General features: G+C 54.1%; 13 protein-coding genes. 9 read left to right on the top strand and 4 right to left on the bottom strand.

Annotation, left to right across the window (positions count from 1 at the left end; translation table 11 throughout):
* The first annotated feature begins 804 nt into the window (after positions 1–804).
* Positions 805–2,730: a C40 family peptidase gene (locus H8693_RS03930; RefSeq protein WP_249279866.1), complete on the top strand. Its 1,926-nt coding sequence runs from the start codon at positions 805–807 to the stop codon at positions 2,728–2,730.
* 565 nt (positions 2,731–3,295) lie between these two features.
* On the opposite strand, the gene H8693_RS03925 is transcribed toward H8693_RS03930, so the two are convergent.
* Positions 3,296–3,709: a DivIVA domain-containing protein gene (locus H8693_RS03925; protein ID WP_249279865.1), complete on the bottom strand. Its 414-nt coding sequence runs from the start codon at positions 3,707–3,709 to the stop codon at positions 3,296–3,298.
* 254 nt (positions 3,710–3,963) lie between these two features.
* Positions 3,964–4,908: a carbohydrate kinase family protein gene (locus H8693_RS03920; protein ID WP_249279864.1), complete on the bottom strand. Its 945-nt coding sequence runs from the start codon at positions 4,906–4,908 to the stop codon at positions 3,964–3,966.
* 548 nt (positions 4,909–5,456) lie between these two features.
* On the opposite strand from H8693_RS03920, the gene mraZ reads away from it, so the two are divergent.
* The 8 genes from mraZ (at position 5,457) to H8693_RS03880 (ending at position 14,830) form a co-directional block, all read left to right on the top strand.
* Positions 5,457–5,888, top strand: a complete 432-nt coding sequence (mraZ, locus tag H8693_RS03915; protein ID WP_178619265.1) for a division/cell wall cluster transcriptional repressor MraZ — start codon at positions 5,457–5,459, stop codon at positions 5,886–5,888.
* Positions 5,885–6,811, top strand: coding sequence for a 16S rRNA (cytosine(1402)-N(4))-methyltransferase RsmH (gene rsmH, locus H8693_RS03910; RefSeq protein ID WP_249279863.1), 927 nt, complete (start codon positions 5,885–5,887; stop codon positions 6,809–6,811). Before mraZ ends, rsmH begins: the two co-directional genes overlap by 4 nt.
* Before the next feature lie 24 nt (positions 6,812–6,835).
* On the top strand, positions 6,836–7,354 hold the full coding sequence (locus H8693_RS03905) for an FtsB/FtsL family cell division protein (protein WP_178619271.1): 519 nt from the start codon (positions 6,836–6,838) through the stop codon (positions 7,352–7,354).
* A gap of 58 nt (positions 7,355–7,412) precedes the next feature.
* Positions 7,413–9,500, top strand: a complete 2,088-nt coding sequence (locus tag H8693_RS03900; protein ID WP_249279862.1) for a penicillin-binding transpeptidase domain-containing protein — start codon at positions 7,413–7,415, stop codon at positions 9,498–9,500.
* A 26-nt stretch (positions 9,501–9,526) separates the two neighbouring features.
* Positions 9,527–10,969 (top strand): UDP-N-acetylmuramoyl-L-alanyl-D-glutamate--2,6-diaminopimelate ligase, encoded by a 1,443-nt coding sequence (locus H8693_RS03895; RefSeq protein ID WP_249279861.1) that lies wholly within the window; start codon positions 9,527–9,529, stop codon positions 10,967–10,969.
* 129 nt (positions 10,970–11,098) lie between these two features.
* A complete protein-coding gene (gene mraY, locus H8693_RS03890) occupies positions 11,099–12,073 on the top strand; it encodes a phospho-N-acetylmuramoyl-pentapeptide-transferase (protein WP_178619278.1) in 975 nt (324 codons plus the stop codon).
* A 16-nt stretch (positions 12,074–12,089) separates the two neighbouring features.
* Positions 12,090–13,436: a UDP-N-acetylmuramoyl-L-alanine--D-glutamate ligase gene (gene murD / locus H8693_RS03885; protein ID WP_249279860.1), complete on the top strand. Its 1,347-nt coding sequence runs from the start codon at positions 12,090–12,092 to the stop codon at positions 13,434–13,436.
* An 11-nt stretch (positions 13,437–13,447) separates the two neighbouring features.
* The gene (locus H8693_RS03880; protein ID WP_249279859.1) at positions 13,448–14,830 is read left to right on the top strand and encodes an FtsW/RodA/SpoVE family cell cycle protein; all 1,383 of its coding nucleotides are present in this window, start codon (positions 13,448–13,450) and stop codon (positions 14,828–14,830) included.
* A 490-nt stretch (positions 14,831–15,320) separates the two neighbouring features.
* On the opposite strand, the gene H8693_RS03875 is transcribed toward H8693_RS03880, so the two are convergent.
* A complete protein-coding gene (locus H8693_RS03875) occupies positions 15,321–17,729 on the bottom strand; it encodes a DNA gyrase/topoisomerase IV subunit A (protein ID WP_249279858.1) in 2,409 nt (802 codons plus the stop codon).
* The gene (locus H8693_RS03870; protein ID WP_249279857.1) at positions 17,726–19,672 is read right to left on the bottom strand and encodes a DNA gyrase/topoisomerase IV subunit B; all 1,947 of its coding nucleotides are present in this window, start codon (positions 19,670–19,672) and stop codon (positions 17,726–17,728) included. Before H8693_RS03870 ends, H8693_RS03875 begins: the two co-directional genes overlap by 4 nt.
* Positions 19,673–19,852: the final 180 nt, after the last annotated feature.

The raw sequence follows: 19,852 nt of genomic DNA, 5'->3' as shown, positions 1-19,852 counted from the left end.
ATAAACCGGAAGAGTGCAAAAGCGCTCTTCCGGTTTTTTTGAAATTCGGGTTGTTTTTAAGGAATTACATGGCTATTGCCATAAGATTAAAAAAAGGAGGACGGCGGATATTCTGCGGGAAAACAGTATAAGCGGCCAGGGTTCAGGAAGGCGCCGCTATCCCGCAGTTTGAGAAATGTACGGCGCCTTATCCATATCTGAAAGGCCCGGGTTTCGCACATCCCGGTTTTGCCTGTAATACTTTATGGAGAAAATCGGGGAAAGGATTGCTTTTTTGTAATTCATTTGATATAATAAATTTGAATTGTTGTAAACGTCAAAGAATATTTTTTCCACTCCATGTTTTGCATTGCTGCAGGAAAAAGGATTCCCGAAAATTTTCCAGATAAGTGAGGGTATGTCCGGAGAAAATTCGTAAAAAATGAATTGTTTACGCTTTGTTCACAATTCGGAAACGCCTTTGCAATGGGAAAAAACAGGGGTTCCATCCAAGAAATTACGCGATTATTAAAAAAATGTAATAAAATACTGTGCAAAACGGAAAAATTATAGTATAATGGCAGTAACAAATAAAACAAACCAGAGAAATCTGGGGGAAGGAATGAGAAGGTGAAAAAGAGTACCAGCGGTTTTTTTGATCGTCTTTCTGACAAAACCGCAGACGCGATTGTTTCCATTCGGAAAACCTTTTCGAACAACGTAAGGAAAAAGAGACGCGACCGCGCCCTGAAAGGCAGCCATGTGACACGGCGGCAAAGCAGTGGGGCAAGAGAAGTGCCTGTATATACGATGGAGAAAAAATCCATGAAGGGCATTCGGTTTGCGGCCGCAAAAAAGGCGCCTAAGACGCTTCCCGTGGCCCAAGCCTCAGTGGAGGTTCGGGAAAAGCGGGTGAAGGCGAAAGCCGGACGGAATGTCTTTGCCCAGATGGGCAAAGGGATTGCCGCAGGATGGGCGGCCTGCAAGGACGGCTGCACCAGTATGGCAGCTTCCATGAAGCGCAAAATGGAAAACCGCAAGGTTGCGAAGCAAAATGCGCCCGCAGCGGTGGCCAGTACCCCGGCTGTTAAGGTAAAGAAGCGTAATAACATTGCCGCATGGTGGAAGAACTTCCGCGGCAAGAATGACCATGTATTCTCCTGGTTCACGAAAAAACGGACGGCGGCCATTGCGGCTGCTCTGGTAGTGTGCATTATGGCTCCTATCGTAGTCTCTTCTGCTGGCCAGCCGGCGGGGGGGGATAACGGTGAAGCGGAACCGGCGGCCGTGCTGGCAGTGGAAAAATCTGAGAAGGTTGCGGACAACGACGAGCCGACCCAGACCCCGGAAGAGACAGCGGTTTCCTCTGCTCCGACGGAGACATTGACTCCTGAGCCATCGCCTACCAGCGCCTATATTCTTCAAAAGGGCGATGAAAATGAGCAGGTGACGCAGCTGCAGACGCGGCTGATGGAGCTTGGTTATATGGATAATGACGAGCCGACCCAGCTCTTTGGGCCGACGACCAAGGCTTCCCTCCAGCTCTTTGAGCGCAAGCATAATTTGGAGATCGACGGCAACCTGACCCAGGAAGAATGGAATCTCCTGTTCTCGGATCAGGCTCAGAAATACAGTGTATCCGAAGGGATTTCTGGCCAGGATGTGCAGGAACTGCAGATCCGCCTGCGGGAGCTGGGATATCTGGATAAGGTGACCAGCTACTACGGCACCGATACGACCGCGGCGGTGAAGAAATTCCAAGAAGCCAACGGCCTCTCGGCAGACGGCACCATTGGAACCGAGACGCGTGAGATGCTCTATTCGGAAGAGGCGAAGGCCAATTCCATCAAATACGGCGAAAAGAGCGATAAGGTAACCCAGGTGCAGGAACGCCTGCGGAAGCTGGGATATCTCTCCTCGGAGGCGACCGGCTATTATGGCTCGGAAACTGTGCAGGCAGTGCGCCGCTTCCAGGAACGTAACGGTTTGATCGCCGACGGTGCCCTGGGCCCGCTCACGGAAGATGCGCTCTTCTCGAGTGAGGCGCAGATTAACGCTCTGCTCATTGGAACCAGTGGTTCGGATGTGGAAAAGGTGCAGCAGCGCTTGGTGGAACTGAATTATTTAAAGAATTCGACCGGCTATTATGGCTCGGATACCGAAAAGGCAGTACGCAAGTTCCAGCAGCGCAACGGCTTGACTGTAGACGGTAAAGTGGGACCGCAGACCAACCAGGTTCTCTTCTCGGATAACGCGAAGAAGGCGGCCAGTGGATCTTCCTCCTCTTCTTCTTCCGGCTCCAGTTCTACGAAGAAGCCGAGCAAACCTTCTTCGAGTTCGGGCTCTTCCAAGCCGTCAACAAGTGTGCCGTCTGCGGATGCGCAGGATGTGGAATCCCTGATCAAGGTGGCGAAATCCCGCCTGGGCTGCAAATATGTCCTGGGCGCGAAGGGCCCCGATAGGTTCGACTGCTCTGGTTTTGTATATTGGTGCCTGAAGCAGATTGGCGTGAAGCAGGGATATATGACATCGGCCGGCTGGGCCTCTACCACCAAATATCCGGTAGTTACCAGCATGAGCAAGCTCCAGAGAGGCGATATTGTCAGCTTCAAAGGGCATGTGGGAATCTATTTGGGCGGCGGACAGATGATCGATGCTTCCTCCAGCGATGGAAAGATTCGTATCTGCTCCAATATCCAGTCCAATAGCTATTGGAAGTCCCACTTCATTAAGGGTTTAAGAGTATTGTAATAAAATTATGGGAAGGGCCGTCCGCCAGGGCGGCTCTTTTCATTCTCTGCGAAATACCGGACACACGGGAAGGCGCCTGGTTATGGAGCGCATAAAGCACTTTGAGATAGAGGATGGACACATCCCCAAAAGGCAGCGAGGGGGGATTAAGCCCGTCATTTTCAATGCGACGCAGATGGAAGGATGGAGCCAGGCAGTCTTAGCATGTGGGGACTGACTGGATAGCAATGGCGAGAATCGGAAATTTGCGAATACATCTGTCGATCGAAAATGGAAGTGTCCGCCTGCAAGCAGCAGGGGGAAAGTAGGGAGTGGAATACGTTTCGGGATGCGGCGTCAAAAACAGCTTCTCCAAGGCGCTTTCCGGGCGTGGGTAGGATGGACATAAAATGATTCTGAAAAGCGCCTGCTGTGGCCTGGCTAGGCGGGAACAGGATCTTTGTCCCTGCCGGAGAGCGGGGCTTTAAACGGATGGGACAGGAAAAGAGGGATTTCCAGCGGAAACCCCTCTTTTCTTTGGCCAGGCAATTCTTATAGAAAATTGATGATACGATATTGCAAAAAATTATTTGGAGGAAACAAGCCCCAGGGAAAAGGAACGGGGCGCGGGCTGTAATTCCGCCTCGATACCTTTTAAGATGGTTTCGCAGCGATTGGAAAGATCCTGCAAGAGCAGCGTATTTTGCTGAACGCGTTCCTCGGACTTTCTTTTTTGCTCATTGGCCTCCCGGGTTACCCGCTCCGCCTGCTCCTTGGCGCGCTCGATAATGGCACGGCCGGCACGTTCCGCATCCAAAAGCGCCTGAGCAATGGCATGGCGGCTTTCCTCATAGCTTTGCAGACGTTTTTGCAGCTCCTGATTTTCTTCCCGGAGAGCCATGATGCGCTCCTTCTGTTCTTTTGTCACTTTCTCATAATCTATGGTCAGCTGACGAATTTTTTCACTGTCGTCCGGCTGTGTCTTACGCTTGATTCCCATGGTTTTCACCTCCGCAAGTTTTACCGCTGCTGCGGTATACCCCTATTATCCATAAGGCAGAGAGGAAAAGATGTCGGATGGCGGAAAAAAGCCGGCGGTTCCGGGGCTGTTTTGCGGTGTTTTTGTCATATGACGGGATTTGCGGCAAAGCGCCTTTTTTCGCAGGAATATTTATGATATATCCGCATAAAATATTCGGCTCAAAAAAACGGGCCCGGTGGATTCCGGACCCAGTTTTTGCTGTGGGGGCGTTTTTATTTTCGCGAAGCGAGAAAATCCTCCACCTGCTGCATGGTGGGCAGGGCAGGAATCGCGCCCACGGCGGATGCGCAAAGCGCGCCGACCGCAGAAGCATAGCGCACCATTTCCGAAACCTTCATTTCCGGATGGTGGCAGAAGAAATAGTGAATGGTGCCCATGAAGGCATCGCCGCAGCCGGTGGTATCAACAGCGTCTACCCGGAAACCCGGGAAGAAACCGTGCTCGTCCTGGGTGAGATAATAGGAGCCTTTGCCGCCCATGGTCACAAATACCGCTGTCTTTCCGGAATCAAGGATCTGCCGGGCGCCTGTTTCGTAGTCGTCGATGGAACATCCGGTGAGCATGGCCAGCTCTTCCTCAGAAACCTTGACGATATCGGCATATTGCAGGGCTTCCTTCATCATGCGAATGGCCTTGGGCTCGTCATTCCAGATCAGCTCCCGGTAGTTGGGGTCATAGGAGATGAGCTTGCCTGCCTTTTTGGCATAGTCCATGGCGTAGAGCTGGGAGCTGCGGCCAGGATCATCCGAAAGGGTGATGGAGCCGCAGTGCAGGATCTTGGAATCGTCAATGATGGAAAGATCGATATCTTCCTTTTCAATCATGAAATCGGCGCCCGGCTTGCGGACAAAGGCGAAATCCCGGTCTCCGGTATCGTCAATGGTGACAAAAGCCAGGGTAGTCGCCGCCTTTTTTGTTTTCACAACGCCCTTGGTGCAGATTCCCGTGTCATCCAGCACCTTGATTAAAAAGTTGCCAAACAGGTCGTCCCCCACCATGCCGATAAAGGCAGTGGAGCCGCCCAATTTGGTGTTGGCGGCAAGACAGTTTGCCGGCGCGCCGCCCGGATTCATTTCAAAGCTGGGATTTCCCATCTTTCCCTTGCCATTGGGGGAAAAATCGATCAACACCTCGCCGATAGAGACTACATCAAACATAGGAATTCTCCTTTCAAAAATATGCGTACTGCTTTTTGCCTGGGAAGCATCCAAAAGATGGATGCACTTTATTAGATTCATTATAACAAGGATTATGGGGAAAGGGAACAGGGTTCCGCCGGATAGAGGCAAGAAAAATAACGCATGGCAAAGGAAACCGAAAGAATCCCGCCCTATTTTGCTTTCCGCAGCCGAGAAAGAGATGCGGGACAGGGAACCCGGGAACAATCCGGCGGCAAAAATGAGAGGCTGTGAAAAACACATGTCCTGGAATGCTGCATGGGAATATGGGATATATCCGAAAAAACATTGGATCGGGGCGATTGAACGGCAGAGAAAAAGGGGAACAGCGCCAGATCTGTTCCCTGGACACTGAAAGCAGGGAAAAAAGGCCATGGACAATGGAAAAAGAAGGAAAGAAAAAAAGATATAAATTTTCCATGAGAAGGCAGGAATTCAAAAAAATATAGCGAATATATATCCAGAGTGGTGAGAAGTGTTTAAAAGTGGTGGAAAACTCACCAAAATTGTTGCTGGGGGACGCAAAGTTGCTGATAGGCGAGTATTCCCATAGCCTCGACCCCAAGGGACGGGTGTTCATGCCCGCCAAATTCCGGGAAGAGCTGGGAGAAAAGTTTATTGTGAGCAGAGGCATTGGAAAATGCCTATTTGTGTTTGAGCAAAATGTTTGGATGGAATTTGCTCAGAAACTCAAGACCATTCCCATCACGGATCAGAAGGCCCAGGTTTTTCTCCGCATGCTGTTTGCATCGGCCTGCGAATGTGAACCGGACAAGCAGGGCCGTATTCTTTTGCCGGCACGCCTTCGGGATTATGCGGGCTTCACAAAGGAAGTTGTCGCCATCGGCGTCATGAGCCGGGTGGAGCTTTGGGCAGCCGAGAGCTGGAAGGAATATAACGAACAGTCCAGCGAGGACTATGAAGCGACGCTGGAAAAGCTGGCGGAGCTTGGCATATGAGCGGGCACTACAGCGTTCTCTACCGCGAGTGTATGGAGGCGCTTCCGCTGGCAGACGGCCGCATTTTTGTGGACGGGACGCTGGGCGGCGGCGGTCATTCCGAGGGGATTCTTAAAAATTCCAAAGGACAGCTCATCGCCATTGACAAAGATCAGGCGGCCATCGAGCGGTGCCGGAAGCGGCTGGAACCCTATAGAGGGCGTTTTACTCTGGTGCATGACGACTTTCAAAACATCAAGGACATCCTGGCCCGCTTGGATGTGGGGGCCGTGGATGGGGCGCTGCTGGATCTGGGCGTCAGCTCTTTTCAGCTGGACGAAGGGGAGCGAGGGTTTTCCTATCAAAAGGAAGCGCCGCTGGATATGCGCATGGACAGGGACAACCCCTTGACGGCCCAAACCATCGTCAATACCTATGAAAAACGCGAGCTGATCCGCATCATCTCCACCTATGGCGAGGAAAAATTCGCGGCAAGGATTGCCGACCGAATTTTGAAAAACCGCCCGATAATGACGACGACCCAGCTGGCCGAGATTGTGCGGGAGGCGATTCCCGCAGCGGCACGCCGGACGGGCGGCCACCCGGCGAAGCGGACGTTTCAGGCGATCCGGATTGCGGTGAATGGGGAACTCGACCATTTATCCGGGACGACGCGGGATTTCATTGATATTCTGGCGCCGGGCGGCATTTTGGCCGTCATCACCTTTCATTCCCTGGAGGACAGGGCAGTGAAGCAGGCCATGCGGCAGGCGGAAAATCCCTGTACATGCCCGCCGGATTTTCCCCAGTGCATCTGCGGGAAAAAGCCCTTGGGAAAGATGATAACGCGAAAGCCCATTCTTCCTTCGCAGGAGGAGCTGGAGGAGAATAACCGGTCTCACAGCGCCAAACTGCGGATATTTCAAAAAGACACAGAAGCGTAAAAACCCTTGGAGGATAACAGATAGATGGCAGCCTTGAAGAAAGCAGCGAATGGATATGACTATATGGAGCCCATGCTGGAAAGCGAATGGGACGTTCTTCCCGAACCCAAACAGCGCCGCCGGCGCGCCGTAAAAGAGCGGGTAGAGATCGTTTATGAAGTGCATCCCGAACAGGTGGCAAAACGCCGCCGGGCGGTTTCCAACTGCCTGATGATTTTGATCTGTTTCGTCATGCTTTCCCTGGTCATTGCGGGAAATGCGGCGATTTCCAAAATAAACTTGGAAAATATTGAGATTCAGTCGAATATAGATAAGTTAGAGTCGCAGGCAGAACAGCTCTCTGTGGAGCTGGCGGTCAAGCGGGACATCACCAATGTGGCGCAGGCGGCGGAAAGCAGCCTGGATATGAGCTTCCCCAGCGCCTCCCAGATCCGCTATGTGGAATTTGTCCAACCGGAAAAGACGGAGACGCAGGAACCCAAGGCCGAGGAGAAGGGATTCTTTGAACGGGTCTGGGAAACGGTGAAGGGGCTTTTTTCATAGACAGATGCGCTGGGTGACCCGGAAATGAGCGGCAGAATAAAGAGGGAGTGGGCACTATTTGGCGAATCCTAATATTTCTAACAAAAAACGGCTGACAATTTTATTTTATGTGGCTTTGCTGCTGATGCTCGTGATTGCGGGCCGGCTGGCGCAGCTCATGTTTTTCAACGCGGAAGACCTTCAGGATAAGGCGGAGAACCAGTGGACAAGAGAGCTGGCTGTAGCGCCCAAACGAGGGTCCATTTTAGATAGGAACGGAGAAATTCTCGCCACAAGCGCGACGGCGGAGAGCGTTCTCCTCCATCCCAAGGATATTAAGGATGCGGGGGAAGTCGCCAGCCTGCTGGCTCCTATTTTGGAAATGGAGGAGCAGAAGATCTTCGACCTGGCCAACGACAAGACAAAGGTGGAAGTCTGGCTCAAGCGGCAGATCACCAGCGAGCAGGCGGAACAGATCCGGCAGCTGAATCTTTCGGGCGTGGATTTCTTCACGGATACAAAACGGTATTATCCTTCCGGGGAATTTATGTCCCAGGTGCTGGGCTATACCAGTTCGGACGGCGACGGACAGGAAGGCCTGGAAAAATACTATAACAAATATCTGGCTGGCTATGCCGGCTCGATTCTGGCCCAGGTGGACGCCAACGGGCGGACGATTGCCGGGAGCGAGCAGACCTATATCGATCCCCAGCCGGGGCTGAACCTGGTGCTCACGACAGACGCGTTTATCCAGAGCTTTCTGGAATCTGCTGCCCGGGAGGCCCTGGAAGTCAACCAGGCAAAGAGCGTCTGCGCCATTGTCATGAACCCGAAAAACGGCGATATTCTGGGCATGGTCAACTATCCCGAAGCAGACCTCAACAATCTGGACCGAAGCGATTTGCAGGCGCTTGCCGATCTTTCCCGCAACACCGCGATTGTGGACGCATATGAACCCGGTTCGACCTTCAAGATCATCACAACGGCAGCCGCGTTAGACAGCGGCGCGGCCACAACCGAGGATCATTTCAACTGCCCGGGATATAAGATTGTGGATGGAGAGAAGATCAAGTGCTGGCGATCCTATAATCCTCATGGCGACCAGACGCTGGCCCAGGCGGTGGAAAATTCCTGCAATCCGGCGTTTATGGAAATGGCGCTTCGGATGGGGACGGATAAGTTCTATGAATATATCTATAACTTCGGCTTTGGTTCCAACACGGGCGTGGATTACTCCGCCGACGGCGCGGGCATCATCCGGGCCGCAAAATATGTGAAAAACGTCGACCTGGCCCGCATCGGATTTGGCCAGAGCATCGCCGTGACCCCCCTGCAGCTGTCTGCTGCCATCTGTGCCACCATCAACGGCGGTTATCTCTATACGCCGCGGCTGGCGTCGCACCTGCAGGACGACGAGGGGAACATTGTAAAGACTTTTGAATCTCAGATGGTGCGCCAGGTAATCTCGGAAGAAACCTCCGCCAAAATGCGGACGATTCTGGAAGGCGTCGTCGCCAACGGCGGCGGTAAAAACGGCCAGATCGAAGGATACCGCGTGGGCGGCAAGACCGGGACGGCGCAGATGTATGAAAACGGCGTTATCGTCCAGGGAAAGAATATTTCCTCCTTTGTGGGCTTTGCTCCGGCGGACGATCCTCAATATATGGTGTTGTTTATCGTCCGGGAGCCGGGCGTTCCGGTGACCTTCGGCAGCGTCGTGGCGGCGCCTTTTGCCAAGGAAGTTTTGGAAAAATGCCTGAAATATGGCGGTGTGGAGCCTACCGAGCCGGTGGAAGATCTCGTAGAGACGCCGGATTTTGTCGGCAAGACGACGGAGGAAGCCGCGGCGGCCGCGCAGGAAGCTGGGCTCAGCCTGCAGACGAACGGAACCGGGAAAATCGCGGCCCAGTCACCTGCGGCCGGAACCAAGGTGAAAAAGGGCAGTGAGATCGACGTATATGGCGAAACCCAAAGTGATCCGGCATCGGATGAAAAGATGCCCAATCTGGTGGGGAAAACGCTGGCCCAGGCCTATGATATGCTGGAGGAAATCGGGCTGGAAATGGAAGTGGATGGCGATACTGGCAGCGGCGTCATCGCAAGCCAATCCCAGAAGGAAGGGACTTCCGTGATTTATGGGGAAAAAGTCGTAGTAACCTGTAAGTGACGGGGAAAGATAAAGAGGATGAAAATATGAAATTGCGCGAACTGGTGCGGGATATCCCGTGCCGAGTGACAGGAAATACGGACATCGAAATTCGGGGCATGCAGTATGACTCGAGAAAGGTGCAGCCGGGCGACCTGTTCTTCTGCATCAAGGGTTTTGCCACGGACGGCCATCAATATGCCAAAAAGGCTGTGGAGCAGGGCGCGGTATGTCTCATGGTGAGTGAGCCGCAGGAGATCGAGGGAGTAAGCCAGATCATTGTAGAGGACGGCCGGGAAGGTATGGCGCTGCTGTCTGCCGCCTTTTATGGCCATCCGGCGCGGCAGCTGCGCATGGTGGGCGTCACGGGCACCAACGGAAAGACCTCCACAACCTATATGCTCAAGAGCATTTTTGAGCAGGAGGGGAGCAAAGTCGGCCTGCTGGGAACCATCCAGAATATGATCGGGGACCGGGTTCTGCATACCGAGCGGACGACGCCGGAATCCATGGATCTGCATAAACTCCTCCGGGAGATGGCAGACGATGGAGTGGATACGGTAGTGATGGAGGTTTCCTCCCATTCTCTGGTTTTGAAACGGGTGTTCGGCATTGCGTTTGCCGGAGCGGTGTTTACCAATCTCACCCAGGATCATCTGGACTTCCACGGCAATTTTGAAAATTATCAGGCAGCCAAGGCTCTGCTGTTTGCCGCCAGCCAAAATTCCGCCATCAATATCGACGATCCTCATGGGGATTTTATGAGAAAGGCGGCGGCCGGGAAAGTCAATACCTATAGCGCCAAAGGCGAAGCGGATGTCATGGCCCGGGATATCCAGCTGGGAACTGACGGCTGTCGGTTTATCATGAAAACCAGCGGGGCGACCCTGCCCATTCTCATGAATATCCCCGGAATGTTCAGCGTCTATAACGCTCTTTCGGCAATCACCATCAGCTTTATGCTGGGGGTGGACATGATGCACATTAAGCTGGGGCTTCTGGCCGTGAAAAATGTTCCCGGCCGGTTTCAGCAGCTGGATACCCACGGGGGGGACTACAGCGTGATTCTGGATTACTGCCATACACCGGACAGCCTGGAAAGCACACTGAAAACCGTCCGCGGATTTGCCAGGGGGCGGATTGTATGTGTGTTCGGCTGCGGCGGCAACCGGGATAACCTGAAGCGGCCGATTATGGGCGAGATTGCCGAGCGATTGGCGGACCTTGCTATCGTCACGTCGGATAACCCGCGGTTTGAAGAACCCATGGAGATCATCGGCCAGATTCTCGCGGGCATGAAAAAGGATAACCATGTTGTGATCGAAAACCGCAGAGACGCCATCCGCTATGCACTGGAGCATGCCCAGAAGGATGATGTGATCGTTCTGGCGGGCAAGGGCCACGAGGATTATCAGGAGATCCGCGGGGTCAAGCATCCCTTTGACGAAAAGGTCATTGTCGAGGAGCTGCTTGCCGAGCTGGGGCGCTGAAGGATAAAAACGCCGGGGAAACGGCCGTGAAGGAGGGCAAAAGCAGTTTCTCCGGTTGATTAACAGCCTGTGTCATTGTATAATAAACCCTGGGTATAATATTTGACATAGGAAAAAGGAAGTTTTTGTATGCAGACACTCATTTTGGTCATATTGATCTCATTTGTCACCGCTCTGGGGGCCGGCCACTTTTTGATCCCCGTTCTTCGGAGGCTCAAGGCGGGCCAGCAGATCCGCGAGGATGGGCCGAAATCGCACCTTTCCAAAGCGGGAACCCCCACCATGGGCGGTATTTTTATTACGCTGGGAGTCCTGGCGGTGGCCATTATCTTCCTCCGGGAGGAAAGCCGCTATCTCTGGTTTGCCATGATCGGCGCCCTGGCTTATGGCCTGATCGGCCTGATTGACGACCTGATCATCGTCTTGAAGCACCGTTCCCTGGGCCTGCGGCCCTGGCAGAAGCTGGCGATGCAGTTCCTGTTCGCGGTTCTGATCGCGATTTTTGCGTATAAAGACCCGGCCATTGGCTCCAAGCTCTTTGTTCCCATCGCAAACGTGGAGTGGGATCTGGGCATCTGGTATATCCCCTTTACCGTGTTTGTCATCATGGCCCTCACCAACAGCGTCAACTTGACGGACGGGCTGGATGGTCTGGCCGGCGGGGTGACTCTCATCAATACGGCTACCTATTGCCTGATTTTCCTGGGGCTTTTGGCGGCGAATGTGTGGGCAAAGGATATGATGATCTTTGCCGGGGCTGTGACCGGCGGCATTTTGGGTTTTCTGCGCTATAACACCTATCCGGCCAAGGTCTTTATGGGGGATACCGGCGCTTTCTTCCTGGGCGGCGCGGTTGTGATGATGGCGATTATCTCCCGGCTGCAGATCCTCATTCCGGTGATGGGGCTGATGTACGTGGCCTCCAGTGTATCCTGCATTCTGCAGGTGGGGAGTTATAAGCTGCGCAACAAGAAGCGCATCTTCCTGATGGCGCCGCTGCACCATCACTTTGAGATGAAGGGCGTTCACGAGACGAAGATTGTCTCTGTCTATATGATTATCACGGCAGTCACCTGCTTGCTGACGCTGTGGATGCTGGTATAACAGCGAGGAAGAATCAATGGAATTTCAAGGGAAAAAAGTGTTGGTAGTGGGCATGGCGAAAAGCGGGATCTCCGCCGCCCATCTTCTGTTAAAACTGGGAGCGGAAGTGCTTCTCTATGACCGCAAGACGGCGGAGCATTTTCAGTTGGACAGCCTTTTTGACAAGGGGGCGCGGGATTTTCTCGGCAAAGACCCCATGGAGGCCGTGAAGGAGGCGGAAATTCTCATCATGAGCCCGGGGGTGCCCATAAAGCAGGAATTTATCGAAAAGGCGAAAGAGGCGGGAAAGCCGGTTCTCTCGGAAATCGAGCTGGGATATCTGACGGCAAAGGCCGAATTCGTCTGCATCAGCGGAACCAACGGAAAGACCACCACCACCGCCCTGACAGGCGAAATTTTCAAGAATGGCGGGCGGAATACCTATGTGCTGGGAAATATCGGCGTGCCCATCTGCGACGCGTCTATGGAGACAAAACCCGGCGATATCATCGTTGCCGAGGTGGCGGCCCTCCAGCTGGAAACCATTCGTGATTTCCGGCCCCGGGCGGCGGCGCTTCTGAACGTGACCGAGGACCACATGGACCGTTTTGGAACCATGGAGTATTATACAGCCTGCAAGATGCGGGAATTTGAAAACCAGACGGAGGGAGACTTCGCGGTTTTGAATTGGGATAATGAGATCACCCGGGCCCAGGCGGCGAATATCCATTCCCGTCTGCTCTGGTTCAGCCGGACGGCAGAGCCGGGGGAGGGTGCTTTTTTGCGGGATGGCCGCATAGTATTTACCATGGATGGAAAGAGCGAGGAGATCTGCCCGGCGGCGGATGTGAAAATTCCGGGCGCCCATAACCTGGAAAACGCTCTGGCGGCGGTGTGCCTGGCAAAAGCCATGGGGATCTCCGGCGAGGCCATCGCAAAAACGCTGCGAACCTTCCCGGGGGTGGAGCATCGCATTGAATTTGTCCGGGAAGTGAACGGCGTGCGCTATATCAATGATTCCAAAGGGACGAATCCGGATGCGACCATCAAGGCCATTGAGGCCATGACGGCGCCCACCGTGCTCATCTTGGGCGGATATGACAAGCACAGCGAATTTGACGAGATGTTTGCGGCCTTTACGCCGCAGATCACCGACGTTGTCCTCCTGGGAGCGACGCGGGATAAGCTGGAGGCAGCGGCGAAAAAGGCGGGATTTAGGCAAGTGATTCTGGCAGAGGACTTTGCGGATGCCGTGAAAAAGGCCAGTGCTGCGGCAAAATGCGGGGGAAACGTCCTGCTGTCGCCGGCATGCGCCAGCTGGGATATGTTTGATAATTTTGAGCAGCGGGGCGATGTGTTCAAGGAACTGGTCGCCGAGCTTTGAGGTGAGGAAATTTGAATAAGGTCGTATCGCTTCACGAAAGACGGAAAAATTCGTCCCGGCGGCAGCCCGTCCGGGTGCGCAAACAGGTACAATATAAAAACACCTTTGATTACGCCATGATCGTGACGTTGGTACTTCTTGTCTGTTTTGGCCTGGTGATGGTGTTTTCCGCCAGCTATTATATGGCGGAAACCAAAGAGCAGGGTGCGGAATACTATTTTGTCAAGCAGCTGATCTGCGTTGGAATCGGCGCAGTTTTGACGCTGTTTTTCATGTTTTTTGACTATAAAAACTATCTGCGCTTCCCCGTGGAGAAGCATCCCTGGATGAAGCCGCTGGAGAAAATACGGCCCTATTGGATCATTCTGGTCCTGGGGCTCATTTCCCTGGCCCTGGTGTATTCGCCCATTGGCGTGAACATCAACGGTTCGCGGCGGTGGATCAACGTGGGCATCAGTATTCAGCCTTCGGAAATCATGAAAATGGCCCTCATCATCTTTCTGGCCTGCTCCATCGGAAAGGATCCCCGGCGGGTCAAGCAGTTTAAAGGGCTGTTTCCCTATCTGATGCTGCTTTTGATGGTCTGCGCCATCATCTATTTCCAGCCGAATTTCAGCGCCATTATCTGCATTGTGGCTCTGGTTTTGAGCCTGCTGATGGTGGGGGGCGCCCGGCTGCCCCATTTGGGGATTATTGTTGCCGTGGGATTGGCGGCGGTGCTGCTGTTGGTGGCCAAAGAGTCCTATCGGGCCGACCGTCTGGAGGCCCTTGCCGATCCTTCCAGCAACTGGCAGCTCAAGCAGTCTCTCTATTCCATCGGTTCCGGGGGATTTTTTGGCCGCGGCCTGGGCAACAGCATGCAGAAGCTGCTGTATCTGCCCTATCGGGAATCGGATTTTATTTTCGCCATCATTGCAGAGGAGCTGGGCTTTGTCGGCTGCCTGGCGGTGCTGGCTCTGTTTGGCATCCTGATCTGGCGGGGCGTAGTCGTGGCGATGCGGGCGCCGGATCTGACGGGCATGCTGCTTGCCACGGGCGCGGTTGCCATGATCGCCATTCAGGTGATCGTGAATATCGGCGTAAATGTGGGCCTGATCCCGCCAACGGGCGTGGTCTTGCCCTTTATCAGCTATGGCGGTTCGGGTGTCATCATTTTTATGTCTATGGTGGGTATTATGCTGAACGTATCCCGGCACTGTGCGCCCGTTGTGCCCGTGAAGGAGACGGGCGAGGTGCGTGTGCGGCGCAGGGATGAATCCGCCGGGGAAGAACCCGAGGCGCCCCGCAGGAGAAAAAACAGAGAGGCGGGAACGGAAAAAGCCCCTATTGCCTTTGCGGAGGAAGCTGAACGCCGGCGCAAAGAGCGTCAGGAGCGGGAGCAAAGACGAACTTAGACGCGGGAGTATTTTGGAAATAAAGAGAATTGGCGGGGATGCCAATTCTCTTTTTGTATGGATAATAAAAAATACAGCCGATTGCGGAGGCAGTCGTTTTCCTCTGCAAAAACGAGGAGTTCTGATAAAACCCACAAGAACCGAAAAAACTGCAAAGTGCAAGAGAATCGCAGTTTTTTTGCTGTTGGAGAGGGGACTGGGCCGTTGCCGGGAAAGTATGGACAGCAAAGCCGGCTATCGCTGTGCTGGGCGGATTTTGGAATAGGAAAATGATACAAAATGTTAATTTCATTGTCAATTGGCGTGTACTCTCAACGATTGGGAAAAATGGAGAAGAAAGAACTCTGATAAACTTTTTTTGCCTTCTCTTTCTTATAGAAAAAATTCGGCAGAGATGGAAATTCTCTGCCGCAAAGGGTATTGATTAAAAACAGGGAAAAGGATAACCGCCTGTAAATGTTCTGCCTGCTTTCTTTTTAAAGAAAGCAGGTTAGAGGCATTCCACGGCTTCTACTGTATCTCCCAGCATAGCGGGAACCAGCTGCGATCCCTTGCCATAGCGGGCGTCTGCCGGAATATCCGCGGAAACCACGTCGTAAGTCTGGCCGGTTCTGGTGCGCAGACGGAAAGCCGCCGGAGGGTTGACATAGAATGCTGAGATCAGACGAGTCCCGTTGGCACCGCTCTTGGCCCAGAAGAAGGTCTTAAGCCCCTTGCCGTTGCGGCCCTGGATTTCGTATTCTCCAATATCCGTTTCCTTGCCAAAGCCCTGTTCGGTGAATACATACACCCGGCCTTCATCGCTCACCTGGCTGGCCAGAACGAGTTGATCCCCAGCGGCCAGCTTGATGCCGCCCACACCCTTGGCGTTTTTGCCCTGCAGGCTGATCTCCTCTTTGGAGAACCGAATGGACATGCCCTTTTCCGTGACGAGAAGCAGGCTGGGACGGTCCATATCCTCCGGCTCAATAAGGAGAAGCTCGTCGCCCTCTTTCAAACCACAGGCGAGAATTTTGCTCTTGCGGGTGTTGAATTCTTCCCGGTCGGTGAGCTTCACCAGGCCCGAACGGGTGACCGTGAGCAGTCGGCCCGGGCCGGGGGAGAGAACGGTCAGCACGGTTTCTCCCTTTTCCATACCTGCCAGCAGGGAATTGATGGTGTTGCCTGCATCCTTCCATTTGGCCTCTTTGATAGCGGCCACATCGATGGTATAGAGGTTGCCCCGGTTGGTGAAGAGCTGGAGCTTGGCGTCCGTGTTCGTTTCAATCACCTGCCGCGGCTGGTTTTTATATTCGATCTCCCCGGCGTCGGCCCCCTTGCCCAGGGATTTTTTGCTCATGCGCTTCAAATTCCCGCCCTTGGTATAGATGACCGAGCATTCTTCCACGACCTTGAAATGATCCTCGTCAATGACGATATCGGCGCTGTCTGCCGAGAGGGGCGTGCGGCGCTTGATGTTGAACTTGGAGCGGATCTCCTGCATTTCCCCGATGATTACACCGTCCAGCTTGCCGGGCGAGGCGAGAATTTCATTGAGCTCGGCCAGCAGGGCCACCACTTGGGCATATTCCTTTTGCAGGGTATCCACTTCCAGCTGGGTCAGCCGGGCCAGGCGCAGATCCAAAATCGCCTGGGCCTGAACGCCGGTGATGGACAGTTCCTCCATAAGCCGAGATTTGGCCTCTTTGGTGTTGGCCGATGAACGGATGATCTGGATGACCAGGTCGATGTTGGTGACGGCGATAATCAGGCCGGCCAGCTTGTGTTCCTTTTCCTGGGCCTGTTCAATATCGAAGTTGACCCGGTTGGTGACGACGCGGCGCTGATGGGCGATATAGTAATCCAGCAGGCTGAGCAGACCCAGGAGCTTGGGCTGCCCGTCGGCAATCGCCATCATATTGATGCCATAAGTGATCTGCATATCCGAATATTTGAAGAGGCAGTCCAGCACCTTTTCCGCGTCTACGCCGCTTTTCAGCTCGATAACCGCCCGGATTCCCGTCCGGTCGGTTTCGCTGCGGACATCGGTAATGCCGCCAAACATCTCCTTTTTGGTCATCCGCAGCACCTGAATCTTTTTCAGCATGGCGGATTCCCGGATCTCATAGGGAAGCTCGGTGATGACGATGCGGGTCTTTCCGTTCTTGAGATGTTCCAGCTCAGTTTTTGCCCGCAGGGTGATTTTGCCTTTGCCGGTCAAATACGCCTCTTTTAACCCATCCTTGCCGAGAATTACGCCGCCCGTGGGGAAATCCGGCCCTTTAATGTATTTCATGACCTCTTCCAGGGTGCAGTCCGGATGCTGCATCCGGTAGACCGTCCCTTCGATGCATTCGCCCAGGTTATGAGGCGGAATATTGGTGGCGATGCCCACGGCGATGCCCGTGGAGCCGTTGACCAGCAGATTGGGGAAGCGGGCGGGAAGGAGGACGGGTTCCTTTTGGGAATCATCAAAATTCAGCTGGAAGGGAACGGTATCCTTATCCAGATCCCGCAGCATTTCAAGGGCAATGGGGGCCAGCCGGGCTTCGGTATACCGCATGGCGGCCGGGCCGTCGCCGTCGATAGAGCCAAAATTGCCCTGCCCGTCGATGAGAGGCACATTCATGGAAAAGTCCTGCGCCATGCGGGCCAGCGCATCATAAATGCTGGTGTCGCCATGAGGGTGGTATTTTCCCATGGTGTCGCCCACAATGCGGGCGCATTTCTTATGGCTGCCCGTGGGGAGCACCTGCATCTCGTGCATGGAATAGAGAATATGCCGCTGCACTGGCTTCAGGCCATCCTCCACCCGGGGAATGGCCCGCTCCATGATGACATATTCCGCATAGGGCATGAAGCAGTCGTGCATCACATCCTCCAGCGGCGTGCGAATGATATTTTTCAGTTCCTCTCTCATTGAACGGCTCCCTTGAAGTTATCTTTTTTGTTGAAGTTGGCGTATTGGCCGATATACTGCTTGCGGGGCTCCACGGCGTCGCCCATGAGGGTGGAAACGATGCTTTCTTCTGCCGCGGCGTCCTCCAGCGTCACCTGCACCAATACCCGTGCAGCCGGGTCCAGCGTGGTTTCCCAAAGCTGTTCCTTGCTCATTTCCCCAAGGCCCTTATAGCGCTTGACCTCCGCGCCCCGGCCCAGCTCCTTTTTGGCCTGCTCCAGCTGCTTGTCCGTATGGGCCCAAAGGGTTTTCCTGCCCTTTTTGATGCTGTAGAGCGGCGGCTGGGCGATAAACACATGCCCGTTTTTCAAAAGATCCTTGAAATACCGGAAAAAGAAAGTCAGGAGGATGGTGCGGATATGGGCACCGTCCTGGTCCGCGTCAGACAGGATGATGACCTTGTGGTATTTCAGATTCTTCACGTCAAAGGATTTGTCGAACCCGGCGCCCAGAGCCGTGATAATGGAGCGGAACTCGTCGTTCTGCAATACCTGCTCGATGCGCTTTTTCTCCACATTCAGCGGCTTGCCCCGGAGGGGAAGGATCGCCTGGAACCGCCGGTCGCGCCCCATTTTGGCGTTGCCGCCGGCGCTGTCGCCCTCCACGATGAACAGCTCGTTGTCCTCTGCCTTGCGGCCCGTGCAGCTGGAGAGCTTGCCCACGAGAGGCGCGCTGTCAGCCTTGCTCTTTTCCCGCTCAATCTTCTTGGCCTTTTTGGCAGCGATGCGGGCCTTGGCCGCGGTCAGCGCCTTTTCCGCAATCCTCGTGCAGAGAGCGGCATTGTTGAGATCGGCGAAATATTGGGAAAGCTCCTCATAGACAACGCCGTCCACGGCTGTGCGCGCCTCGGTATTGCCCAGGCGGGTTTTGGTCTGCCCTTCAAACTGGACATTGGCCATCTTGAGGGAGAGGATGGCCGTCAGCCCTTCGCGGTAATCCTCTCCCTCAAAGGAGATCTTTTCCTTGGCCGCAAAGGCGGTGTTTTTGATATAGTCATTCATCACCCGGGTCAGGGCGGTTTTGAATCCGGTTTCGTGGGTGCCGCCCTCGGGCGTGGGGATGTTGTTGACATAGGAATAGATGTTTTCGCTCTCCCCTTCGACATACTGCATGGCGATCATAACCTGCACGCCGTTTTTCGAGCCCTCCAGGAGAATGGGCAGGGGATGCAGCGGCGTCTTTTCCTTGTTCATATCCACAAGAAAATCCGAAAGCCCGCCGGAATAGCTGAAGGTCACCTTTTTATCCTTGTCGCCCCGCTTGTCCGTCAGGTGAATGGTGAGCCCCTTGATTAAAAAGGCCAATTCCTTGAGACGCCGGGCCACCTTGTCGAAATGTACATCCAGCCCGTCGAACACATCCTCGTCGGGCAGATAGGTGACTTTGGTGCCCCGTTTCTGGGTTGTCCCGATCACGGCGAGGGGAGCCACCGGCTTGCCGGCATGCAGCTTGCCGTTTTCCTCTATGGAACGGTATTCCTGGAAATAGATCTGGCCATCCCGGTATACTTCCACCTTGAGCCATTTGGAAAGCGCGTTGACGACGCTGGCCCCCACGCCGTGCAGACCGCCGGAATAGGCATAGCTGGCATTGTTGAATTTGCCGCCGGCATGGAGCTGGGTATAGACCACCTCTACCCCCGAAACCTTCAGCTCGGGATGGATGCCCACGGGGATGCCGCGGCCGTTATCCTCCACCGAAACGCTCCCGTCGGGATACAATATGATATCAATGGTATCGGCAAAGCCGTTGGCGGCCTCGTCGATGGAATTGTCGATGATTTCCCAGAGCATGTGATGCAGGCCCCGGTAGCCCGTGGAGCCGATATACATTCCCGGGCGCTTGCGGACGGCGTCCAGACCTTCCAGAACCTGAATATCCTTGACAGTATAGCTTTCCGTCATCGGGTTGTTCCCTCCTGTCGCTTCTTAACCAAACTGCAACTATTATACTACGTTTTTTTGCCATTATACAAGGGAAAAGTTCATCCGGAAGGGGCAGAGGGGGACGGGCGGCGTAATTCGACGCAAATAACCAAAAAAGAGCACTTGCCGCCGGCCTGCCGCATAGAATAAAATATCCGT

Source organism: Guopingia tenuis (assembly GCF_014384805.1).
GTDB lineage: Bacteria > Bacillota > Clostridia > Christensenellales > Christensenellaceae > Guopingia > Guopingia tenuis.
This window is presented reverse-complemented; position numbering and strand designations above follow the sequence as displayed.